General features: G+C 34.7%; 19 protein-coding genes. 14 read left to right on the top strand and 5 right to left on the bottom strand.

Annotation, left to right across the window (positions count from 1 at the left end; genetic code table 11):
* Positions 1 to 2: 2 nt before the first annotated feature.
* The 4 genes from radA to panC form a co-directional block, all read right to left on the bottom strand.
* Entirely contained in the window at positions 3 to 1364 is a 1362-nt protein-coding gene (radA, locus tag CLU83_RS15875; RefSeq protein WP_100432507.1) for a DNA repair protein RadA, read from the bottom strand.
* A 2-nt stretch (positions 1365 to 1366) separates the two neighbouring features.
* Entirely contained in the window at positions 1367 to 2629 is a 1263-nt protein-coding gene (locus tag CLU83_RS15870; RefSeq protein ID WP_100432506.1) for an alpha/beta hydrolase, read from the bottom strand.
* An 83-nt stretch (positions 2630 to 2712) separates the two neighbouring features.
* Positions 2713 to 3063 (bottom strand): aspartate 1-decarboxylase, encoded by a 351-nt coding sequence (gene panD / locus CLU83_RS15865; protein ID WP_100432505.1) that lies wholly within the window; start codon positions 3061 to 3063, stop codon positions 2713 to 2715.
* Between the two features lie 6 nt (positions 3064 to 3069).
* Positions 3070 to 3918: a pantoate--beta-alanine ligase gene (gene panC, locus CLU83_RS15860; RefSeq protein WP_100432504.1), complete on the bottom strand. Its 849-nt coding sequence runs from the start codon at positions 3916 to 3918 to the stop codon at positions 3070 to 3072.
* A gap of 107 nt (positions 3919 to 4025) precedes the next feature.
* On the opposite strand from panC, the gene CLU83_RS15855 reads away from it, so the two are divergent.
* From CLU83_RS15855 to bioD, 14 genes are all read left to right on the top strand, one after another.
* A complete protein-coding gene (locus tag CLU83_RS15855) occupies positions 4026 to 4832 on the top strand; it encodes a glycogen/starch synthase (RefSeq protein WP_100432503.1) in 807 nt (268 codons plus the stop codon).
* A 21-nt stretch (positions 4833 to 4853) separates the two neighbouring features.
* The gene (locus tag CLU83_RS15850) at positions 4854 to 6467 is read left to right on the top strand and encodes a DUF4270 domain-containing protein (RefSeq protein ID WP_100432502.1); all 1614 of its coding nucleotides are present in this window, start codon (positions 4854 to 4856) and stop codon (positions 6465 to 6467) included.
* Positions 6468 to 6475: 8 nt separating this feature from the next.
* Positions 6476 to 8323, top strand: a complete 1848-nt coding sequence (gene glmS / locus CLU83_RS15845) for a glutamine--fructose-6-phosphate transaminase (isomerizing) (protein ID WP_100432501.1) — start codon at positions 6476 to 6478, stop codon at positions 8321 to 8323.
* Between the two features lie 308 nt (positions 8324 to 8631).
* Positions 8632 to 11490: a TonB-dependent receptor gene (locus tag CLU83_RS15840; protein WP_100432500.1), complete on the top strand. Its 2859-nt coding sequence runs from the start codon at positions 8632 to 8634 to the stop codon at positions 11488 to 11490.
* A gap of 33 nt (positions 11491 to 11523) precedes the next feature.
* Entirely contained in the window at positions 11524 to 13011 is a 1488-nt protein-coding gene (locus CLU83_RS15835; protein ID WP_100432499.1) for an SGNH/GDSL hydrolase family protein, read from the top strand.
* A 255-nt stretch (positions 13012 to 13266) separates the two neighbouring features.
* Positions 13267 to 14778 carry a F0F1 ATP synthase subunit beta gene (gene atpD, locus CLU83_RS15830; RefSeq protein WP_100432498.1) on the top strand — a complete coding sequence of 504 codons (1512 nt, stop codon included), beginning with the start codon at positions 13267 to 13269 and terminating at the stop codon, positions 14776 to 14778.
* A gap of 71 nt (positions 14779 to 14849) precedes the next feature.
* Positions 14850 to 15131, top strand: coding sequence for a F0F1 ATP synthase subunit epsilon (locus CLU83_RS15825; protein ID WP_100432497.1), 282 nt, complete (start codon positions 14850 to 14852; stop codon positions 15129 to 15131).
* A 65-nt stretch (positions 15132 to 15196) separates the two neighbouring features.
* Positions 15197 to 16348, top strand: a complete 1152-nt coding sequence (locus tag CLU83_RS15820; RefSeq protein WP_100432496.1) for a pyridoxal phosphate-dependent aminotransferase family protein — start codon at positions 15197 to 15199, stop codon at positions 16346 to 16348.
* Between the two features lie 99 nt (positions 16349 to 16447).
* Entirely contained in the window at positions 16448 to 17305 is an 858-nt protein-coding gene (locus tag CLU83_RS15815) for a TraB/GumN family protein (RefSeq protein ID WP_100432495.1), read from the top strand.
* A 4-nt stretch (positions 17306 to 17309) separates the two neighbouring features.
* Positions 17310 to 17813, top strand: a complete 504-nt coding sequence (locus CLU83_RS15810) for an RNA polymerase sigma factor (protein ID WP_100432494.1) — start codon at positions 17310 to 17312, stop codon at positions 17811 to 17813.
* A complete protein-coding gene (locus tag CLU83_RS15805; protein WP_100432493.1) occupies positions 17803 to 18411 on the top strand; it encodes a hypothetical protein in 609 nt (202 codons plus the stop codon). Before CLU83_RS15810 ends, CLU83_RS15805 begins: the two co-directional genes overlap by 11 nt.
* A gap of 178 nt (positions 18412 to 18589) precedes the next feature.
* The gene (locus CLU83_RS22550; protein WP_232727146.1) at positions 18590 to 18808 is read left to right on the top strand and encodes a GxxExxY protein; all 219 of its coding nucleotides are present in this window, start codon (positions 18590 to 18592) and stop codon (positions 18806 to 18808) included.
* Entirely contained in the window at positions 18732 to 18992 is a 261-nt protein-coding gene (locus CLU83_RS22545; RefSeq protein ID WP_232727145.1) for a GxxExxY protein, read from the top strand. Before CLU83_RS22550 ends, CLU83_RS22545 begins: the two co-directional genes overlap by 77 nt.
* A 29-nt stretch (positions 18993 to 19021) precedes the next feature.
* Positions 19022 to 19639 carry a dethiobiotin synthase gene (gene bioD, locus CLU83_RS15795; protein WP_100432492.1) on the top strand — a complete coding sequence of 206 codons (618 nt, stop codon included), beginning with the start codon at positions 19022 to 19024 and terminating at the stop codon, positions 19637 to 19639.
* Positions 19640 to 19833: 194 nt separating this feature from the next.
* Here bioD and CLU83_RS15790 read toward each other — a convergent pair whose 3' ends face one another.
* Positions 19834 to 21030 (bottom strand): IS256 family transposase, encoded by a 1197-nt coding sequence (locus CLU83_RS15790; RefSeq protein ID WP_100431739.1) that lies wholly within the window; start codon positions 21028 to 21030, stop codon positions 19834 to 19836.
* Positions 21031 to 21061: the final 31 nt, after the last annotated feature.

Raw genomic sequence — 21061 nt, 5'->3', positions numbered from 1 at the left:
TATTATCCGAATAACTGACTGGCAACATCTTCGATTTTGGCGACCAATTGGATTTTTATCCCAGTGTTTTTTAAGGCTATTTTATTGTATTTGGATACAAAAATAGTCGAGAATCCTAATTTTTCGGCTTCTTGGATGCGCTGATCGACTCTGTTCACAGGACGAATTTCGCCCGAAAGTCCAACCTCGCCGGCAAAGCAAAACCCTTTTTCGACAGGAATATCTTCGTTGGAAGATAAAATGGCGGCGACTACGGCCAAATCGATAGCGGGGTCATCTACAGAGATTCCGCCGGTTACATTAAGGAAAACGTCTTTGGCGCCAAGCCTAAAGCCAGCTCTTTTTTCTAGAACTGCCAAAATCATATTCAGTCTTTTGGCATTATAACCTGTGGTGCTTCGCTGAGGAGTTCCGTAAACAGCTGTGCTTACTAGTGACTGTATTTCGATCATTAAAGGGCGCATGCCTTCGAGTGTAGTGGCAATGGCTGTTCCTGACAGTTCTTCGTCTTTGTGCGAAATTAATATCTCGGACGGATTTGATACTTCTCGTAATCCGCTGCCCAGCATTTCGTAAATTCCGATTTCGGCGGTAGAACCGAAACGGTTTTTTAATGATCGCAAAATACGATATACATGATTTCGATCGCCTTCAAATTGCAAAACGGTATCGACCATGTGTTCCAATATTTTTGGACCTGCTATGGTTCCGTCTTTGGTAATATGACCAATTAAAATTACAGGTATGTTGGTTTCCTTGGCAAATTTAATCAATTCGGCTGTGGTTTCTCGTATTTGAGAAATGCTCCCAGCAGTCGATTCAATATAATCGGTATGCAGTGTCTGAATCGAATCGATTATGACAATTTCGGGCTGAATGGCTTCAATCTGTTTGAAGATATTCTGTGTTTTGGTTTCGGTCAGAATGTAACAGTTGTCTCCGTTTGGAGTGATGCGTTCTGCACGCATCTTAATCTGCTTTTGGCTTTCCTCTCCGGAAACGTATAAAGTTTTATAAGGTAATTTTAATGAAATCTGAAGCAAAAGCGTACTTTTTCCAATTCCGGGTTCACCTCCCAAGAGAATCAAAGAGCCAGGAACGATTCCGCCACCAAGTACTCTGTTGAGTTCCCCATCGGTAGTATCCAGCCGAATTTCTTCGGCGCAGTCAATTTCATTAATACGTAAAGGTTTTGGCGCTTTGCTGGTTGTAGACGATTCGCTTTTCCAAGCTGCTTTTTCCTGTTTTTGTATAATTTCTTCGGCAATAGTATTCCATTCTTTACAGGAATTGCATTGTCCCTGCCATTTTGCATATTGGGCACCGCAATTCTGGCAAAAAAACGTTGTTTTTACTTTAGCCATTGTTATTTTTTTTCTTCAGTAATTGGTGTTTCAGTTGTGGGAACATCTGTTGCTGGAGTATCAGTTTTTACATCTGCTGAAGTGTCTTGACCTACTTTGCCTTTTATTTTTGGTTTTTTAGCATAGGTCTTTTTTAATTCTTCCGCTTTGGCAAACATCATGTCTTTGGTCAGATCGGCAATTTCTTCTTTATTAAAACCTGACATGTAATAACGTACGGCTCTTGGATTATCTCCTTTTTTCTCAAACATTATTGCCAGCTGATAGTCTCCCAACATGCTTTTTGGATAATTTTTATCGGCAAGAATTGCTAAGGCATCTAGTTCGTTATAATCTTTGTTTTCCAGAATTGCGGCTTCGATAGCTTTAAAATCACTTATTCGGATTGGGTTTTTTATACCAAATGAATTTTCAATAATATTATATTTCTTTTTCAAATAATCTACATAGCCTTCTTTGAGAGTGGCTATTTTAGTCTTGTATTCCAGTACAGATATTGGCTCTGCTGCTGAAAAAATTTGATATAAAGCTGAAGGAATCGAATGCAAAACCAGAGAATAATGAGAGGCTTCTTTGAAATCTTCGAATTTATAATTTAATTCTGGGTTTTTAATCGCTTTTAGACTTGTGTCAAGATTTAGAATTCTTTCTCTCATTTTTTTCTCATCACCATCGGCTGTTGATAAATAATAAAAAAGAGGGATTTTAGAATTTGCTAGTAAATCTGGTAGTGTTTGTTCCATATTTATAGGTAATTCCGGGCTTAATGAGATATATGCGTTAAATAATGGTTTGTCCTTATATAAAAAGAAATTTAAAAAAGAGGCGGTTGTGTCATGCCCAGCTATAATTTTGAAATTGGTTATTCTGTATTCCTTTTGAATCATAGGAATAAGTTCTAGAGAAATAAAATCGAAGAAATCTACACTTTTTCCATCAGGTATTCCTGTTACAGGATCAACTCCGCAATCTATGTTTCTTTGACCGTTTTTGTTTTGATTTATGCCTACAATTATCACTTCTGGTAAATCATTCCAATAAGAACCATAAGTTAATGCACCAGTAAAAGGATTTAATAAATTATCTCCGTCTAATAAAACCAATAATGGGTATTGTTTGGTTTTGTTTTTTTCATAGGAAGCAGGTAATGAGATATAAATATCTCTTTTTTCTTTTAATTTTTCAGAGTTAAAACTGACTGTCTTTATTTGTGCAAAACAAGAAAAGGAAAAAAGGGCTAGTAATACTGTTAATAAATGTTTCATATTGTTTGGGGTTGGTTATTTATAAGAAATAGTGTGCAATATAAACAATTATTATTGTATCGTGACAAATGACAGTTAAACTGTTATGTTAAAGAGTTGTCGTTTTCATTAGGAAAAACAATCCATGGCTTGAATGTTTTTGCTTCTTCAAAGTCTAATGTAGCATACGAAATGATGATGATGATGTCGTCTTTTTGAACTTTTCGCGCTGCAGGGCCATTCAGTGTAATTATTCCGGAATTTCTCTCTCCAACAATAGCATAAGTATCAAAACGTTCTCCATTATTAATGTTTACGATGGATACTTTTTCTCCTTCTATTATATTTGATGCTTCTAATAATGCTTCATCTATAGTTATGCTTCCGATGTAATTTAAGTCGGCTCCTGTGACTTTTACACGGTGAATTTTTGATTTAACAACTTGAATTTGCATGGTATTTTAATTTAAAGAAATTGTATCTATTAAGCGTACGCTGTTTATAAACACTGCGATAAACGCTCGGTATTTTTTATTTTTATTTTTTCGGATGCAGGTTGAAAGTGTATCTTCATCTGCAATTTCAAAGTATTCTAAAGTGAATTCTTTGTTTTTGTCAAATTCTTTTTGAACCCATTGAGCTGTTTTTTGGGCGCTATTATTTGTGAATTTATTTTTAGCCTCTTTTAGTATTTTATAAATGATGGCTGCTTCTTTTCTTTGTTGCAAAGTTAAGCGTTCATTTCGAGAACTCATAGCTAAGTTGTTGGTTTCTCTCAAAATGGGACAAACAACAATTGCTACGGGTAAATGGTTTTTCTCGACCATTTTTTTTACAATCTGCACTTGCTGAAAGTCTTTTTCCCCAAAATAGGCTCTTGTGGGCTGAATAATTTCGAAAAGGATTTTTACAATAGTTCCGACCCCGTCAAAATGGCCGGGTCTGAACTTTCCTTCCATTTTATTTTCCAGACCGTCAAAATCGAATGACTGTGACAAGGTTTTTCCTTCATACATATCTACGACCGTCGGGGCAAAAACAATAATATTCGGGTTTATTTGAGAAATTTTGATGACATCTTCATCTAGTGTACGGGGGTATTTTTCTAAATCTTCCGGATTGTTAAATTGTGTTGGATTTACAAAAATACTTACAACTGTTATGTCGTTTTCCCGTGTTGATTGAAGCATCAGCGACTGATGCCCCTTATGTAAAGCACCCATTGTTGGAACAAATCCAATTGAAGATTTTGTAGTCTTTATTGAACTTAAATAATCCATTAAAGCTGTTTTTCCGTCAAAAATCTGCATGGCTGTTTTGTTTAAATTAGATGCAAACTTAATATTTTAGTCTATAACTGCATAAAATTTTGTAATTTTGCGTGGTTTTTATTGCCAATAATTAATCAATTTATACTATGAAAGATAAGAGGATATTATACGTATCATCTGAAGTTGTGCCTTATCTCGCTGAAAATGAGGTTTCATTAATGTCTTATGACGTACCAAAAATGATTAATGATCAAGGAGGGCAAATTAGAATTTTTATGCCAAGGTATGGAAATATTAACGAGAGAAGACATCAATTACATGAAGTGATCAGGCTCTCTGGGATGAATTTGGTGGTGAATGATTTGGACATGCCTCTTATTATTAAAGTTGCTTCTATTCCAAAAGAGAGAATTCAAGTTTATTTTATTGATAACGAAGAATATTTTAAGAGAAAAGCCACTTTTGCAGATGAAGAAGGAGTGATGTATCCTGATAATGACGAACGTGCTATCTTTTTTGCAAAAGGTGTAGTGGAGACTGTAAAAAAATTAAACTGGGTTCCAGACATTATTCACGTTCACGGCTGGATGGCTGCTATGCTGCCAGTTTATATGAAGCATTTTTATAAAAATGAAGCGTTGTTTTCGGACACTAAGATAGTTACCTCTGTTTACAGCCAGTCTTTTGACGGAACATTAGATGCTGAAATGATAAATAAAGTGCGTTTTGACGGTATTCCTAATGAAGCCATTTCCGAATTAGAAGTTCCTAACTACGAAAATATTATGAAAACTACTGTCCGTAATTCAGATGCTGTTATCATTGCTTCTGACGGGATCTCGCCAAGTTTAACAAAATTTATAGAATCTTCCAATAAACCTTTTTTACCTTTGAAATTTAAGGACGAATTTGCAGTAGCCTATACTGAGTTCTATCAAAACATGTTGTTATAAATCAATCTTTTACGAATAAATATGCTTAAAAATTCTTTTTTTAAAACATTTCCTTTTCTTTTTTTTATTCTCCTTTTAAATTCATGTGATAAAGAATTCAGCGTTGTTGGTGAAGATATTATAGGGGATAATTCTTTTGGTATTACAAAGGAAGAATTTCCAGTTGTTGCATACAATGAAAAAATAAATGCTGTTCAGTCGAATAATTTGGATATTAATGCTTTTGGAGTGTATGATAACCCTTCTTTTGGTATTACTACTGCAACTTTTGTAACGCAGCTTACAATGGCATCTGTAAACCCAACTTTTGATTTAACTACTGCAAAAATAAAAAGCGTTGTTTTGTCTATTCCTTATTTCGGTCATAAAGATCCTGACGCAACAGTTGACAGTGAAGGAAAAACTGTGTATATTTTAGATTCTATTTATGGGCCTGCTAAGGCAAAAATGAAGCTCAGTGTTCATGAGTCTGGTTATTATTTGAGAAATTTAGATCCAGAGGATCAATTGACACAATCTCAAAAATATTATAACGACCAATATTCGGATTTTACTCAAAATATAATAGGGAATGCTTTAAACGATGATGCAGACACTGCTCAAAATTCTGCATTCTTTTTTGATCCTTCTCAACACTCTGTGAAAACCACTACAGGCGGCAAAGATGTAACCACTTGGACTCCTCCGGCAATGCAGCTGAATTTGAATACTGCTTTTTTTACAGCTAAAATATTGAATGCGCCAGCAGGTTCTTTGGTTGATAATAATGTGTTTACGAATTATTTTAGAGGTTTGTTTTTCAATATTGAAGCTAGTTCAGGTGAGTTGGCAATGATTAATTTTAAAGCAGGAAAGATAACAATTACTTATACAGAGACTGTAAGCGCGGTTGAAACGGAAAAAACATTTGTGTTGAATTTGACTGGAAATACGGTTAGTTTATTGAATCAAAGTAATACTAATGCCAATTATACTGATGCTACAAAAACAGCTACTGATGCGGTTAAAGCTCAAGGTGTTGCTAATTTATATTTAAAAGGAGGGGAAGGATCGATGTCTGTTTTGAGTTTATTTGACCCAACGGATAATCATGGTTTAGAATTGACTGATGTTCCAAATGGGGTTCCAGATCAATTGGACGATTTGAGAAGAAACAAATGTCTTATTAATCAAGCTAATTTAACTTTTCATTTAAATACGGCTGCTATGACGACTAGCTATTACCCGCAGAGAATTTATTTGTATGACTATACGAACCATAAAGTCTTGGCGGATTATGGTGATGCTACAGCGGCTTCAAATTCCAAAAATAATAAGTTTGTTTTTGGCGGTATTATTTCTAAAGACGCAACAGGAGGAGGTTATTCATATAAATTTAGAATAACAGAACATATCCGAAATCTTGTTAAATCATCTACTTCAGCCAATGTTGAATTGGGTTTGGTGGTCACCGAAGATATTAATAAATTTGTTTTTTATGCTCTAAAAGACAAAACGGGTATTCCGTTATATGTTCCAATGGCTTCAGTGATAAACCCATTAGGAGCTATTGTCTTTGGAAATAATATTCCAAGTAATGATGTGAATTATGACAAGCGTGTAAAATTTGAAATCTATTATACTAAAGCTAATTAAGAAAAACTATGTGTGGAATTGTTGGATATATTGGTCATAGAGAAGCTTATCCTATTATAATAAAAGGACTTAAGCGGTTAGAATATCGTGGATATGACAGTGCTGGAGTTATGCTGTATGATGGGGAATTCTTAAAATTATCAAAAACCAAGGGCAAAGTTTCTGATTTAGAAATTAAGGCTCAAAATGAAATTACTTTAAATGGATCGATTGGAATTGGTCATACGCGTTGGGCAACTCATGGTGTTCCAAATGATGTAAATTCACATCCTCATGTTTCTAATTCAGGAGATTTAGTGATTATTCACAATGGGATTATTGAAAATTATGCTCCGTTGAAAGTGGAGCTGATAAAAAGAGGTTATACTTTTGCTTCTGATACTGATTCTGAAGTTTTAATTAATCTTATTGAAGAAGTTCAGAAAAAGGAAAAATTAAAATTAGGGAAAGCGGTTCAAGTAGCATTAAATCAAGTTGTTGGAGCTTATGCTATTGCGGTTTTTGATAAAAAAACACCAAATGAAATTGTTGCGGCAAGACTTGGCAGTCCATTAGCGATTGGAATTGGCGAAGGTGAATATTTTATTGCTTCAGATGCTTCTCCATTCATTGAGTATACTACGAATGCAGTGTATCTTGAAGACGGGGAAATGGCCAATATTAGATTGCATAAACCGATGAAAGTCCGTAAAATTAAAGATGACTCTATTGTTGATCCTTATATTCAGGAGCTTCAAATGAACTTGGAGCAAATTGAAAAAGGAGGTTATGATCATTTCATGCTGAAAGAAATCTACGAACAGCCAAGCGTAATAAAAGATACTTATAGAGGGAGATTACATGCTAATGAAGGAATTATCCAAATGGCAGGTGTTGAAGATAATATTGAGAAGTTTTTAAATGCTGACCGCATTATAATTGTGGCTTGCGGTACTTCTTGGCACGCAGGTTTGGTTGCTGAGTATGTTATTGAAGAGTTTGCCAGAATACCTGTTGAAGTTGAATATGCATCTGAATTTAGATATAGAAATCCAATCATTAACAGTAAAGATGTTGTAATTGCAATTTCACAATCAGGTGAAACAGCTGATACGATGGCTGCCATAAAATTAGCAAAAGATCATGGAGCATTTGTATTTGGCGTATGTAATGTAGTAGGATCTTCTATTTCCAGAGAATCTCACGCAGGAGCTTATACGCATGCTGGGCCAGAAATTGGGGTAGCTTCGACAAAGGCATTTACTACTCAAATTACTGTTTTGACAATGTTAGCTTTGCGTTTAGCTAAAGCTAAAGGAACTCTAACTCATTCTGATTTTCATACTTATCTTCAGGAATTGGAAATCATTCCGGAAAAAGTGAAAGAGGCTTTAGAAACTAATGTAAAAGCAATGGAGATAGCAGCTATTTTTAAGGACGCTCCTAATTGTTTGTATCTTGGTCGTGGTTACAATTTTCCTGTAGCACTTGAAGGGGCTTTGAAGCTTAAAGAGATTTCGTATATACATGCCGAGGGTTATCCTGCTGCAGAAATGAAACACGGACCAATTGCATTAATTGATGAATTGATGCCAGTTATTGTAATTGCTCCAAAACAAGGGCACTACGATAAAATTGTCAGTAACATTCAGGAAATTAAATCCAGAAGCGGTAAAATTATTGCAGTTGTAACTAAAGGTGATACACAAGTTCGTGAATTAGCTGATTATGTTATTGAAATTCCGGAAACATCAGATGCTTTATCCCCACTGATTACTACAATACCATTACAGCTTTTATCATATCATATAGCTGTAATGAGAAGATGTAATGTGGATCAGCCTAGAAATTTAGCTAAATCGGTTACGGTTGAATAAATAGAAATAGAATTACATATTTTTTTTAAAAAGCGAGATTTGTTCTCGCTTTTTTTTGCTTTTTGCTTTTTACGAAAACGTTGTAAATTTTTATGATAAATTTAAAGAAATTGCTAAATTACTATGTATGCATAATATTTTACACGAATAAGTCATTATTTTATTAATAATTATGCAATTTATGAAAATACAATATTATTATCAATACTGTTGTTTTTGTGATAATAACAATAAGTTTTTTTATTTTTTTTATTGATAATTAAAAAATATACGTAATTTGGCTTCATTAACCAAGAAAATTTAGCCAAATGAGATTGTATTTACTTTTTTTAACATTATTCTTTTGTAGCATATCTTTTGCGCAAAATTCCATCAAAGGGGTTGTTACAGATGAAAAAAATCAGCCAATAGCAGGTGCCAGTATTAATGTGGCAGGAACAAAGGAAGGAGCGGTTTCGGATTATGATGGTTCTTTTGTTTTAATTACTAAGCAAACACCTCCTTTTTCTCTTGAAATTAAAGCTATCGGTTATAGTTCTTCCGATATTTCTGTGGAATCATTTAGTCAAAAAGTTATTGTAAAATTAGATTCAGAAGAGACTAAATTAAATGAAATTGTTGTTTCTGCTTCGAGAGCTCCTGAAAGAGTATTACAGTCACCTGTTACAATTGAAAGAATGGGCATCCAGCAGGTAAAAAGTACAACAGCACCAACTTTCTATGATGGTTTAGAAAATTTGAAAGAAGTGCAGTTTAATACGAGCAGTATTTCATTCAAAACTGTTAATACCAGAGGGTTTGCCGCAGTAGGAAATACCCGTTTTATGCAGCTGGTTGATGGTATGGATAATTCATCTCCAGCATTGAACTTTGTTTTAGGCAACTTAATTGGTCTTTCGGATATTGATGTAGCTAGTGTGGAGCTTTTGCCGGGAGCTTCTTCTGCTTTATATGGAGCAAATGCATTCAATGGAATTTTATTCATGAACAGCAAGAGTCCTTTTGTTTATCAGGGAATCAGCTCTTATGTAAAATATGGGCAGACTTCTCAAGATGTTGCCGGAACCAATGACTATTTTGATATGGGAATTAGGGCGGCTACTGCTTTTAGTAAACATTTTGCAGTTAAAGCTAATTTTAATTATATGAAAGCTACCGAATGGATAGCTGATGATAGAAGAAGTATGACTGGTGGTGCTATAGGTCATGATGGAAATCAAAATTATGACGGGTTGAATATTTATGGAGACGAGGTGACTACTTTTATTACTAATGTCGGGCAGGTAAGCAGAACCGGATATCGTGAAAAAGATTTAAATGATAATAAAGTAAATAGTGTAAAAGCTGATTTTTCTATGCATTTTAAGCCATGGGCAAATGATACTGAGATTATACTTCAATATAAGTTGGGTCTTGGAAATACTATTTACCAAGGAGCGAATAGATATGCTTTGAATGATTTCTTTATGAGTCAGACGAGAATCGAAGTGAAGGGGAAAAACTTTTTTGCTAGAGCTTATCAATCTTCTGAAGATGCTGGAAATTCGTATGATATGCGTTTCGCGGGTTGGAATGTGCAAAGAATGGCTAAATCGGATACTAACTGGTTTACTGATTATGCGACATCGTTTCAATTATCATCTGCTGCTTTAGGGCTTGATTCCAATGAAGCTGCAAATTATGCACGGACTTTTGCAGATACCAATGTTTCTCCAGGTTTGAATTTAGTGCCTAATACGGATCCTACTAATCCGTCAGCACCTCGAGGGGTAAGATTTGAGCCGGGAACTCCTGAGTTTGCAAATGCGCTCAATACTGTTAAATCCAATCCTGACTTTACTGAAGGAGCTAAATTTACGGATCAGTCAAAAATATACCATTCTGATGTAAATTATAATTTTAAAGAACTAATTAAGTTTGCTGAAATTCAAGTCGGAGGTTCTGCCCGCCAATACGAAATGAATTCCAGCGGTTCAATTTTTACTGATTATGACGGACCAATCCGTTATAATGAATTTGGGGTTTATACTCAAGCTTCAAAATTATTTATGGAGGAACGTTTAAAATTGGTTGCTTCTATACGTTATGATAAAAGTCAAAATTTTGATGGTAATGTATCTCCAAGAGTTTCTGTTGTGTACTCTGCAGGTGCTCAGAAAACACACAATTTTAGAGTTTCTTACCAAACAGGTTTTAGAAATCCAACCACACAGGATCAGTATATCGGACTTGATTTAGGGCCATTTGCTTTAATTGGTTCTGCTCCTGAGAATTTAGTACGTTATTCTGAAGTTAGAAATGTAAGTGCTGCAGGTCAAGCTGCATATACAGCCGCAGGAAATCCAACTACAACTGTTGTAATGGATGGGACGGATGCTTACAATAAATCATATACTTTAACTTCTTTGCAGGCTTTTAGTGCGGCTTATGCTGTTGCTACTAATGTTACTGAGCAAGCAACTGCGGCCGCCTTGTTGAAAGTAGCAAATGTTAATCTAGTGCGTCCTGAAGAAGTGAAAGCCTATGAATTAGGGTATAGAACGATAATTAATAATGATTTTTCAGTAGATATCAATGGATATTACAATCAGTACAATCATTTCTTGAATACTTCTAGAGTAGCTGGAGTTTATTATGGGGATGTGAATGCGGCTTTTAATCCAGCAGAAGAATTAAGTGCTACAAAAGCTTTGATAAGAGGTGACAGAAGAATTTACCAAGTGTATTCGAATACTACTGCGGATGTTGCTTCATTGGGTTTTGGTATTGGTATGTCTAAAAAAGTATATAAAGATTTTGAATTAGGTGCGAATTATAATTACTCTCAATTAAATTTTGATCAATCTGAGGATCCTGGATTTGTAACTGGATTCAATACTCCTAAGCATAGAGTAAAAGCATCATTGGGAAATGCCAAATTGTTTAAAAATTTTGGATTTAATACGAATGTTAGATGGAACTCGGAGTATTTGTGGCAATCTTCTTTTGCTGATGGAATGATTCCGTCTACCACTGTAGTAGATGCTCAAATCAATTATGCTGTTCCAGCTTGTAAATTGTTATTCAAAGTAGGGGCTACTAATATTGGAGGCAAAGATTATATCCAAGTAATAGGTGCGGGTTCAATAGGTCAGCAATGGTTTGCTTCATTGACAATTAATCCTTAATTAAAATAAGACAAAAACTTAAAAGATATAGTAATGATAAAAAAATTCAAATGGCTGCTGTTAGTTTCTTTAAGCTTTGTAGCATGTAATAATAATGATGATGAGGATTCGGCGACGGCGGAAATTCCTATTACTCCTGGTTCTGCTTCTTTTGCAAAATATGTGGCTTTAGGAGATTCTTTTGCGGCAGGTTATAGCGATGGAGCTCTTTTTAAAGCAAGTCAGGAAACATCGTATGTAAATATATTAGCCCAACAATTTATACCAGCTGGCGGTACGGCTATCACGATACCTTTAATGTCTGATAATGTCGGAGGTTTGCTGTTGGGAGGTAATGTAATTGCCAGCAGCAGAATGGCTATCCTTGGTTTTACAGCGGGTTCGCCAAATATAGGTTCGATTCCTGGTGTTCCGACAACTGAAGTTACAAATCACTTAACGGGTTCATTTAATAATTTGGGAATTCCAGGAGCCAAAAGTTATCATTTAATTGCATCTGGATATGGAAATGTGGCTGGAGTGGCTTCGGGTAAAGCAAATCCTTATTATGCACGTTTTGCCACTTCAGGAACAACTACTGTGCTGGCTGATGCCTTGGTGCAGTCGCCAAGTTTCTTTTCTTTGTTTATTGGTGGAAATGATGTTTTAAGTTTTGCTACATCTGGAGGTGTTGGTGTGAACCAAACAGGAAATTTAGATCCTTCAACTTACGGTTCAAATGATATTACAGATCCAAACGTTTTTGCCAATGTATATACTGGTTTGGTTACTAATTTGACGGCTAAAGGAGCAAAAGGGGTAGTTGCAAATTTACCATACGTTACGTCATTGCCTTATTTCACAACAGTTCCTTACAATCCTGTTCCTTTGGATGCAGCAAAGGCGGTTCAATTAAATGCGGGTTATGCGCAATACAATGGAGGTTTGCAGGCTATGGTAACAAATAAATTGCTAAGTGCAGAAGAAGCGACAAGAAGAACTATAAAATTTGCAGCGGGTAATAATGCGGTTGTTATTGTAGACAGTTATTTGACTAATTTATCTGCTTATGGAGTGCCATCTTACAGACAAGTGACCAAAGAAGATCTTGTAGTATTAACAGCAAAGAATTTTATTGGTACTTTGGTTGGTGGAGATCAGACAAAAATCAATGGTGTTTCTGTTCCTTTGGCGGATCAATGGGTGCTTTCAAAAGATGAAGTTAAAGAAGTAGCTGCAGCTACAGATGCTTATAATGTGACTATCGATGCAATTGCAAAATCTAAAGGACTTGCTTTTGTAGATACTAAAGCTGCGCTGACTCAATTGTCTTTAACGGGAGTCCGTTTTGGAAACTTTCAAATGACGGCTTCTTATGTGACAGGCGGTGCTTTTTCATTAGACGGGGTTCATCCTACACCAAGAGGCTATGCTTATATTGCTAACCTTTTTGTAAATGCTATAAATACCAAATATGGAGCAACATTGAGAACAGTGGATTTGTCACAGTATCAAAGTTTGTTTCCTGCTGTCATAAAGTAATTCTAATTTTTGATGTTAAAAAACCACCCGTTTATGACGAGGTGGTTTTTTGATTTTAAGACAAAATAGGCTGTTTTGACAGTTTGAAACGGCTTTATAGTCAATCCGATAAAATTTTAGCTTTTTTTGTAAAAAAAAATATTGATTTTATATTTTAAAAAATTATCTTTGCACTCTGAAAAAAGTATCCATTCGATGAGATTCGATGGGCTGTATTTCATAAACCTAAATAGCTATTTAATAAATACATAAGTAATGTCAAAAGTAATAGGAAAAGTTGCCCAAATCATTGGACCAGTAGTCGATGTAGTTTTCAACGGAAAAGATGTTGAACTTCCAAAAATTTATGATTCATTAGAAATCACAAAAAAAGACGGAACGTTATTAGTTCTAGAAGTGCAATCTCACATCGGTGAAAACACTGTTCGTACCATTTCGATGGATTCAACAGACGGTTTGAGCAGAGGTTATGAAGTAGTTGGAACAGGAAATCCAATCAAAATGCCAATCGGAGCCGATGTTTACGGTCGTTTGTTTAATGTAATTGGTGATGCTATTGACGGTTTGCCAGCTTTGCCTAAAACAGGTGAAAACGGAACTCCAATTCACAAGCAAGCACCAAGATTCGAAGATTTATCTACATCTTCTGAAGTTTTATTTACAGGTATTAAAGTAATCGATTTGATTGAACCTTATTCAAAAGGGGGTAAAATTGGATTGTTTGGTGGTGCTGGAGTAGGTAAGACAGTATTGATTCAGGAGCTGATTAACAATATTGCAAAAGGTCACGGTGGACTTTCTGTATTCGCAGGAGTAGGAGAAAGAACACGTGAAGGGAATGACTTACTTCGTGAGATGTTGGAGTCAGGAATTATTAAATACGGTGAGGAATTCATGCACTCTATGGAAAATGGAGGATGGGATTTATCTAAAGTAGATTTACCTGGAATGAGAGAGTCTAAAGCTACTTTCGTTTTCGGACAAATGAATGAGCCTCCAGGAGCTCGTGCACGTGTGGCACTTTCTGGATTGTCTATCGCAGAGTATTTCCGTGATGGTGCAGGTTCTGATCAAGGAAAAGACGTATTGTTCTTCGTTGATAATATCTTCCGTTTTACACAAGCAGGTTCTGAGGTTTCGGCTCTTTTAGGTCGTATGCCATCTGCGGTAGGTTACCAACCAACATTGGCAACTGAAATGGGTGCGATGCAAGAGCGTATTACATCTACAAACAAAGGTTCTATTACATCAGTACAAGCGGTTTACGTTCCTGCGGATGACTTAACTGACCCGGCACCAGCAACAACGTTTGCCCACCTTGATGCTACAACTGTATTGTCTCGTAAAATTGCTGAGTTAGGTATCTATCCTGCGGTGGATCCATTGGATTCTACTTCAAGAATTTTAGCTCCTCACATTATTGGTGCTGAGCATTATGACTGTGCACAAAGAGTAAAAGAAATTCTTCAAAAATACAAACAATTGCAAGATATTATCGCAATTCTAGGTATGGAAGAGTTATCTGAAGATGATAAATTAGCGGTTTCAAGAGCTAGACGTGTACAACGTTTCTTGTCTCAGCCTTTCCACGTTGCAGAGCAATTTACAGGATTAAAAGGTGTATTAGTTGATATCAAAGATACTATCAAAGGATTTAACATGATTATTGACGGTGAATTGGATCACTTGCCAGAATCAGCTTTCAACCTTAAAGGTACGATTGAAGAAGCTATCGAGGCTGGAGAAAAAATGTTGGCAGAAGCTTAATAATTATAAGTTATAAGTTATGAGTTTTTAAATTTTGAAAACTCATAACTCATAATTCAAAACTCATAACTATGTTATTAGAAATAGTATCACCAGAAGCGAAATTATTTTCAGGAGAAATCACTTCTATTTCTGTTCCAGGAGTAGACGGTCGATTTCAAATGCTGAATAACCACGCTCCAATAGTTTCATTGCTTCAAAAAGGAACAGTTAATATTACTGCTCCAAGCTTTGATTTAGACGAAGAAACAGCAAGTTTATTTACAAAAATAAATGATCAAAATTATACTTTAGAAATTAACTCTGGGACTCTTGAGTTAAAAGACAATAAAGTAATTGTTTTAGCAGATTAAGACGATAAGTTTTAAATAGATAACGCCTAACATTTTGTTAGGCGTTTTTTTTTAACTTTGCTTTTATGAATTTTCCAAAAAATCTTACCGATAAACTCGAAAGGCGTAAGCTAAATAAATCCCTACGGGTACTTCCGCAGCCAAATGATTTAATTGATTTTGCTTCAAATGATTATATTGGTTTTTCAAAATCGGAAGCAATTTTTAATGCTGCCCATCAATTTTTATTGGATCGTAATATAAAAAGCAATGGAGCAACAGGATCACGGTTAATCTCTGGTAATCACTTTTTATATACTGAAACAGAAAATTTTATTGCTCAATTCCATCAATCAGAATCGGCTTTGCTGTTTAATTCCGGTTATGATGCCAACGTAGGTTTCTTCAGTGCTGTTCCCCAAAAAGGAGATTTGATTTTATACGATGAATTATGTCATGCTTCCATTCGGGACGGAATTCAATTGTCGAATGCCAAGTCTTATAAATTCAAGCATAATGATTTTGAGGATTTAGAAAAAAAGATTATCAATTTCAATGGCAATAACAATGAAAAAACCGCAATAATCTATATTGTGACCGAAACTGTTTTTTCGATGGACGGCGATTGTCCAAATATGGAAGAATTGATTACTGTTTCGGAGAAAAACAACTGTTATTTAGTAGTAGATGAAGCCCATGCTTTGGGAGTTTTTGGAGAAAAAGGAGAAGGCTTGATTCAATATTTACAGCTGCAGGACAAAATATTTGCCCGAATAATGACTTTTGGTAAAGGTTTAGGCTGTCATGGGGCAGTTGTTTTGGGTTCGGAGGAATTGAAATCGTATCTCGTTAATTTTGCCCGAAGTTTTATTTATACCACAGGGCTTTCACCTCATTCAGTAGCCACGATTTTAGTTGGCTATCATCATTTAGAAAAAGATAAAAACGCACTTGAATTACTAAAAGAAAACATTGTCTTTTTTAATCAGGTAAAAAAAATGCTGTATTTAAATCCGCTTTTTATCCGCAGTAAATCAGCAATACAAAGCGCCATTATTCCTGGAAATGAAAAGGTAAAAAGCATTGCTAATGCTCTCCAAAAAAAGGGTTTTGATGTCAAAGCGATACTTTCGCCTACAGTTCCAGAAGGGCAGGAAAGATTGCGTTTTTGTATCCATAACTTCAATTCAAAAGAAGAAATTTCATCTCTGATGACCTGTCTTTCCTCACTTCTTTGAAAAAGATTATAATTTTTTGTAACGTTTTGATTGTTCGATTACTTACGTGCTGTAATTAAATAAGATTACTTCAATCATCAATCAAAAAACAAACAAGTTATGAAAAATGTATTTAAATCAATTGTAGCAGTAACGGTATTAGCCCTTAATTTTTCAGTTAATGCACAAACTCAAAAAAGTGAAAATTCAGTGTTGTGGGAAGTATCAGGTAATGGATTGGTAAAACCTTCTTACCTTTTCGGAACCATTCACATGATCTGTGGGAAAGATTTTGTTATGAAACCTAAAGCCACTGATGCTTTCTCTAAAACCTCAAAACTGGCTTTAGAAGTTAATATGGGTGATATTGAGGAGTTAAAAATAGTGCAGCAGGCAGCCATGGGCAAAGAACCATTGTCTAAAACATTATCCCCAAAACAAATTGCACAATTAGAAGATGTCTTAAAAAGTAACGGAGGACTTACATTGGCTCAGGTCGATAGTTATACTCTGGAAACAGTTATGAGTTTATTGTTTATGAAATCGTTTGGCTGTGCCGATTTGAAATTTTATGAAGTGGAATTTCTTGCTAAGGCTAAAGAAAGCAATAAGCCAATTGTTGGACTCGAAAAAGCTGCTGAGCAATTGGATTTTTTAAACAAATCATTTACAGATGATGAACTGCTTGCTTATTTACAAAAGATAAATGCCAACATGTCTGATACTATGATAAAAGATTATGCAAATGAAGATATAGACAGTCTTTATGCGATGACAACTGACAAAGAATTGATGTCTGTAAGAACCAAAAAAATATTATTAGATAATAGAAATATAAATTGGTTAAAAATAATGCCCGAAATGATGCGTAAAGAAAGTGTTTTCTTTGCAGTAGGCGCAGCACATTTAGCAGGAGAAGTTGGAGTGATCAATTTATTAAAGAAAGCTGGATATACAGTGAAACCTATAATGAACTAAAATTTTGAAAATCAAAGAGCAGGAGTTTTTAGCCCGTATTGAGCAGCATAAAGGGATACTCTATAAGGTTTCCAAAATGTATATGGATAATTGGGACGATCAGCAGGATCTGTTTCAGGAGATTGTCCTGCAGTTGTGGAAAGCCTATGACAGTTTTAAAGGGGAAAGCCAATTTTCGACTTGGATGTACCGAGTGGCTATCAATACATCGATTGTTTTTTTGAAAAAGGAAAAACGAAAGGTTGACAAATACGAAATAGCCTCAGAGAATATAAAGGAAGAAGAAAGTGATTCTGACCACAAAGAAAACCAGTTGCATCATTTTTACAAAGCTGTTCAGGAATTGGATAAAATTGACAAAGCCATTATATTTTATCAGCTTGAGGGATTTTCACATAAAGAAATAGGAATCAGTTTAGGTATTTCAGAAGGAAATGCAAGAGTGAAGCTGAACAGGGCAAAAGACAAATTAAAAGAAATTATAAAAAAACAAGGTTATGGACTTTAACGATATACAATCAGCTTGGAAGAATGAAAACACAGAAAACGTGAGTCTTCCTACCCATTTGGATAAAATAAAATCGGCAAATACGCCTTTGGAAATAATTAAGAATAATTTAAAAAAGGAATTTTTATATCAAATCATTTCCATTGTAATAATTGGATTCGTTCCTTTTATTTTTGAGGTTCCTGCCAATGCAATTATGCCATTTTATTTGCTTTTTTCGATATTTGTTGCAGTTTGCATTTATTATTTGGTGAAATTATATATTTTTTACAGGAGATTAGGAAGAATAACTTTAAGTACCAAAGACAGCCTGTATGAAACCTATTTTGATATTCGGCTGAATATGGAACTGTATAAAACTTTCGGATTTGCGTTAATACCATTTCTTATATTGTTTTTATTAGGGTTTATGTATTACCAAATTCCAGATTTTTTTGCTAAAGGGCTTAACAGTACTCCCTTTTTGGTTACTACATTTTCGATTGTTATTTTTTCAATTCTGTTTATGGGTTTGGCTCTGGAATGGTGGGTGCACTTTTTTTACGGAAAATATGCCAAAGAGATCAGGAAAGTTATTGATGAACTAAGAGAAGAGTAATAAAACAGAACCCATCGCAATGATGGGTTTGTTTTTTTATTGGTATTTTTGTGTTTTGAAATGTATGATTACGCTAAGTCTCGCAAAATGAAAATTCGAAGACAAGCAAAGAATTATTAAAAACTTTGCATATTGAGCCACGGATAATACAGATATTACTGATTTATGCAGATTAAGTATGGCAAATTTATTACATGGGTCTATAACAGATTCAATTTTAAAAGTTTATTATGAAGTTTATAATGAACTTGGTGCTGGTTTCCTTGAAAAAGTATATCAAAATGCAATGTATTTTGAACTTATAGCAAGAGGCTATAAAGGTGAAGCTCAAAAGCAAATTAAAAATTTATTTCAAAAAGCAACTTATAGGCGACTATTTTGCAGATTTACTAGTTGAGGACAAAGTAATTGTCGAACTCAAAGCTTGTGAATTACTTATGAATGTTCATGTGGCTCAAACAATGAATTATCTAAAAGCAACAGAAATTGAAGTAGGGTTATTGTTAAATTTTGGAGTTGAACCAAAATTTAAAAGGTTTATCTACACAAATGATAGAAAAATTAATTTAAAAAATCAGTGATAATCAGTAATATCCGTGGCTAAAAAATCATGAAACTATTCATTACAGGAATTTCTACCGATGTAGGCAAAACCATTGCCTCAGCCATTATTGTTGAAGCTTTAGAAGCCGATTATTGGAAACCAGTTCAGGCGGGAGATTTGCACAATTCTGACAGCCATAAAGTAAAATCATTTGTTTCCAATGGTAAAACAATTATTCATCCGAACAGCTATTTGCTGAATACTCCGGTCAGTCCTCATTTTGCGGCTGAAATTGACGGAATAACCATTGATTTGAAACAAATAATGGAACCAGAAACCGAAAACCATTTGATTATTGAAGGTGCTGGAGGTGTTTTTGTTCCTTTGAATAATACGGATTGTATTATCGATTTAATCCAGTCCGATTATAAAGTAATTGTGGTTTCAAGGCATTATTTGGGCAGTATCAATCATGCGCTGCTTACAATAGAAGCGTTGCTTAATCGTAAAATAGCAATTGGAGGAATTATTTTTTCTGGAGAAGAAAATAAAGCAACGGAGTCAATTATTTTGAATAAAACTGGAATTAAATGCATCGGACGAATTGAACAGGAACCTTATTTTGACCAAAATGTAATTAAAGAATATGCGGATCGATTTCGGGAGATACTGTTGAGCTTATAAGACAATAGAATATAGAATAAAGAGAATAGACTTTCTTATCTTTGTCGAAAATCACAGTGTTTATGAACTTCCCTGATTAGTGTTGACCGATTTTTAATTGTTTTTCATTATCAAAAATAGTTAAAATCGGTTTAGAAAATGACACTATCCTAAAAAGTGTGTAAGTTAAAAACTATAGGGGTTTGACTTTTTAATTAAAGTTGAACCCTTTTTTCAAATATAGTTAAGAACTGGTTGAGGATTAATCCCCAGTTTTGGATTGGCATTGACCATTTTTTGGTTGCTTCTCTCAAAGCCAAATATACAGATTTTAAAACAGCTTCATCTGTTGGGAATGATAATTTGTTTTTGGTATATTTTCTGATTTTGCCATTGAGATTTTCGATTAAATTTGTGGTGTAAATTATTTTTCTGATTTCTACAGGAAAGTCAAAAAATACGGTAAGTTCCTCCCAATTTTCTTTCCAGGATTTAATCGCATAGGGATATTTATGATTCCATTTTTTAGAAAAATCTTCCAAGGATGCTTTGGCCGCTTCTTTAGTTGGAGCGTTGTAAATAAGCTTCATATCTGCTGAAAAATCTTTTTTATCCTTCCAAACCACATAACGTGCCGAGTTCCTGATTTGGTGTACTACACAGATTTGGGTTTGTGATTCTGGGAATACATTTTTGATGGTTTGCGTAAAACCATTTAGGTTGTCAGTAGCAGTAATTAGTATATCTTGAACACCTCTAGCTTTTAAATCGGTTAGAACTCCAAGCCAAAAACTAGCACTTTCATTTTTTCCTAGCCACATTCCCAGTACTTCTTTCTTACCTTCTCGGTTCAGACCAACGGCTAAATAGATGGTTTTGTTGATTATTTTTGAGTTTTCACGAACTTTAAAAACAATGCCGTCCATCCAAACTATTAAATAAACAGATTCTAAAGGCCTATTTTGCCAAGCAATAATATCACTCGAAACAGTATCGGTAATTCTGGAGATGGTACTGGTAGAAACCTCAAAGTTATAGACTTCTCTAATTTGTTCTTCAATGTCACTATTGCTCATTCCTTTGGCATAGAGAGAGATAATTACGTTCTCTAAACCATCAAGCATACTTTGCCTTTTGGGAACAATTAGTGGGTTAAATGAAGCGTCTCGATCTCTTGGAACTTGAATCTCGGATTCTCCAAATGAGGTTTTTATTTTCTTGTTAGAGAAACCATTACGAGCATTGGGTTTAGTAGTTTTCTCGTGCTTTTCATACCCTAAATGAGCATCTAATTCGCCTTCGAGCATTTTCTCTATTCCTCGTTTTTGTAGTTGGGCTAAAAAGCCATAAAGGTCTTCGCCTGTTTTGAATTGCTTCAAAAATTCATCGGATAATAAATCTTCCTTTTTCATAAAATGTGTAAATATTAAAATTAAGTAAAAA

This window comes from Flavobacterium sp. 1 (assembly GCF_002797935.1).
Classification (GTDB): Bacteria; Bacteroidota; Bacteroidia; order Flavobacteriales; family Flavobacteriaceae; genus Flavobacterium.
Note: the sequence above shows the minus strand (reverse complement) of the source record. Positions and strands in the feature narration are given on the sequence as shown.

Excerpts from the sequence above, each read along its gene's own strand:
- CLU83_RS15855 (WP_100432503.1), top strand. The coding sequence starts at position 4,026 with ATGAAAGATAAGAGGATATTATACGTATCATCTGAAGTTGTGCCTTAT.
- CLU83_RS15805 (WP_100432493.1), top strand. The coding sequence starts at position 17,803 with ATGGACTTTAACGATATACAATCAGCTTGGAAGAATGAAAACACAGAA.
- CLU83_RS15825 (WP_100432497.1), top strand. The coding sequence starts at position 14,850 with ATGTTATTAGAAATAGTATCACCAGAAGCGAAATTATTTTCAGGAGAA.
- CLU83_RS15870 (WP_100432506.1), bottom strand. The coding sequence starts at position 2,629 with ATGAAACATTTATTAACAGTATTACTAGCCCTTTTTTCCTTTTCTTGT.
- CLU83_RS15840 (WP_100432500.1), top strand. The coding sequence starts at position 8,632 with ATGAGATTGTATTTACTTTTTTTAACATTATTCTTTTGTAGCATATCT.
- atpD (WP_100432498.1), top strand. The coding sequence starts at position 13,267 with ATGTCAAAAGTAATAGGAAAAGTTGCCCAAATCATTGGACCAGTAGTC.
- CLU83_RS15815 (WP_100432495.1), top strand. The coding sequence starts at position 16,448 with ATGAAAAATGTATTTAAATCAATTGTAGCAGTAACGGTATTAGCCCTT.
- panC (WP_100432504.1), bottom strand. The coding sequence starts at position 3,918 with ATGCAGATTTTTGACGGAAAAACAGCTTTAATGGATTATTTAAGTTCA.
- radA (WP_100432507.1), bottom strand. The coding sequence starts at position 1,364 with ATGGCTAAAGTAAAAACAACGTTTTTTTGCCAGAATTGCGGTGCCCAA.
- CLU83_RS15790 (WP_100431739.1), bottom strand. The coding sequence starts at position 21,030 with ATGAAAAAGGAAGATTTATTATCCGATGAATTTTTGAAGCAATTCAAA.
- bioD (WP_100432492.1), top strand. The coding sequence starts at position 19,022 with ATGAAACTATTCATTACAGGAATTTCTACCGATGTAGGCAAAACCATT.
- panD (WP_100432505.1), bottom strand. The coding sequence starts at position 3,063 with ATGCAAATTCAAGTTGTTAAATCAAAAATTCACCGTGTAAAAGTCACA.
- glmS (WP_100432501.1), top strand. The coding sequence starts at position 6,476 with ATGTGTGGAATTGTTGGATATATTGGTCATAGAGAAGCTTATCCTATT.
- CLU83_RS22550 (WP_232727146.1), top strand. The coding sequence starts at position 18,590 with ATGGCAAATTTATTACATGGGTCTATAACAGATTCAATTTTAAAAGTT.
- CLU83_RS15850 (WP_100432502.1), top strand. The coding sequence starts at position 4,854 with ATGCTTAAAAATTCTTTTTTTAAAACATTTCCTTTTCTTTTTTTTATT.
- CLU83_RS15820 (WP_100432496.1), top strand. The coding sequence starts at position 15,197 with ATGAATTTTCCAAAAAATCTTACCGATAAACTCGAAAGGCGTAAGCTA.
- CLU83_RS15835 (WP_100432499.1), top strand. The coding sequence starts at position 11,524 with ATGATAAAAAAATTCAAATGGCTGCTGTTAGTTTCTTTAAGCTTTGTA.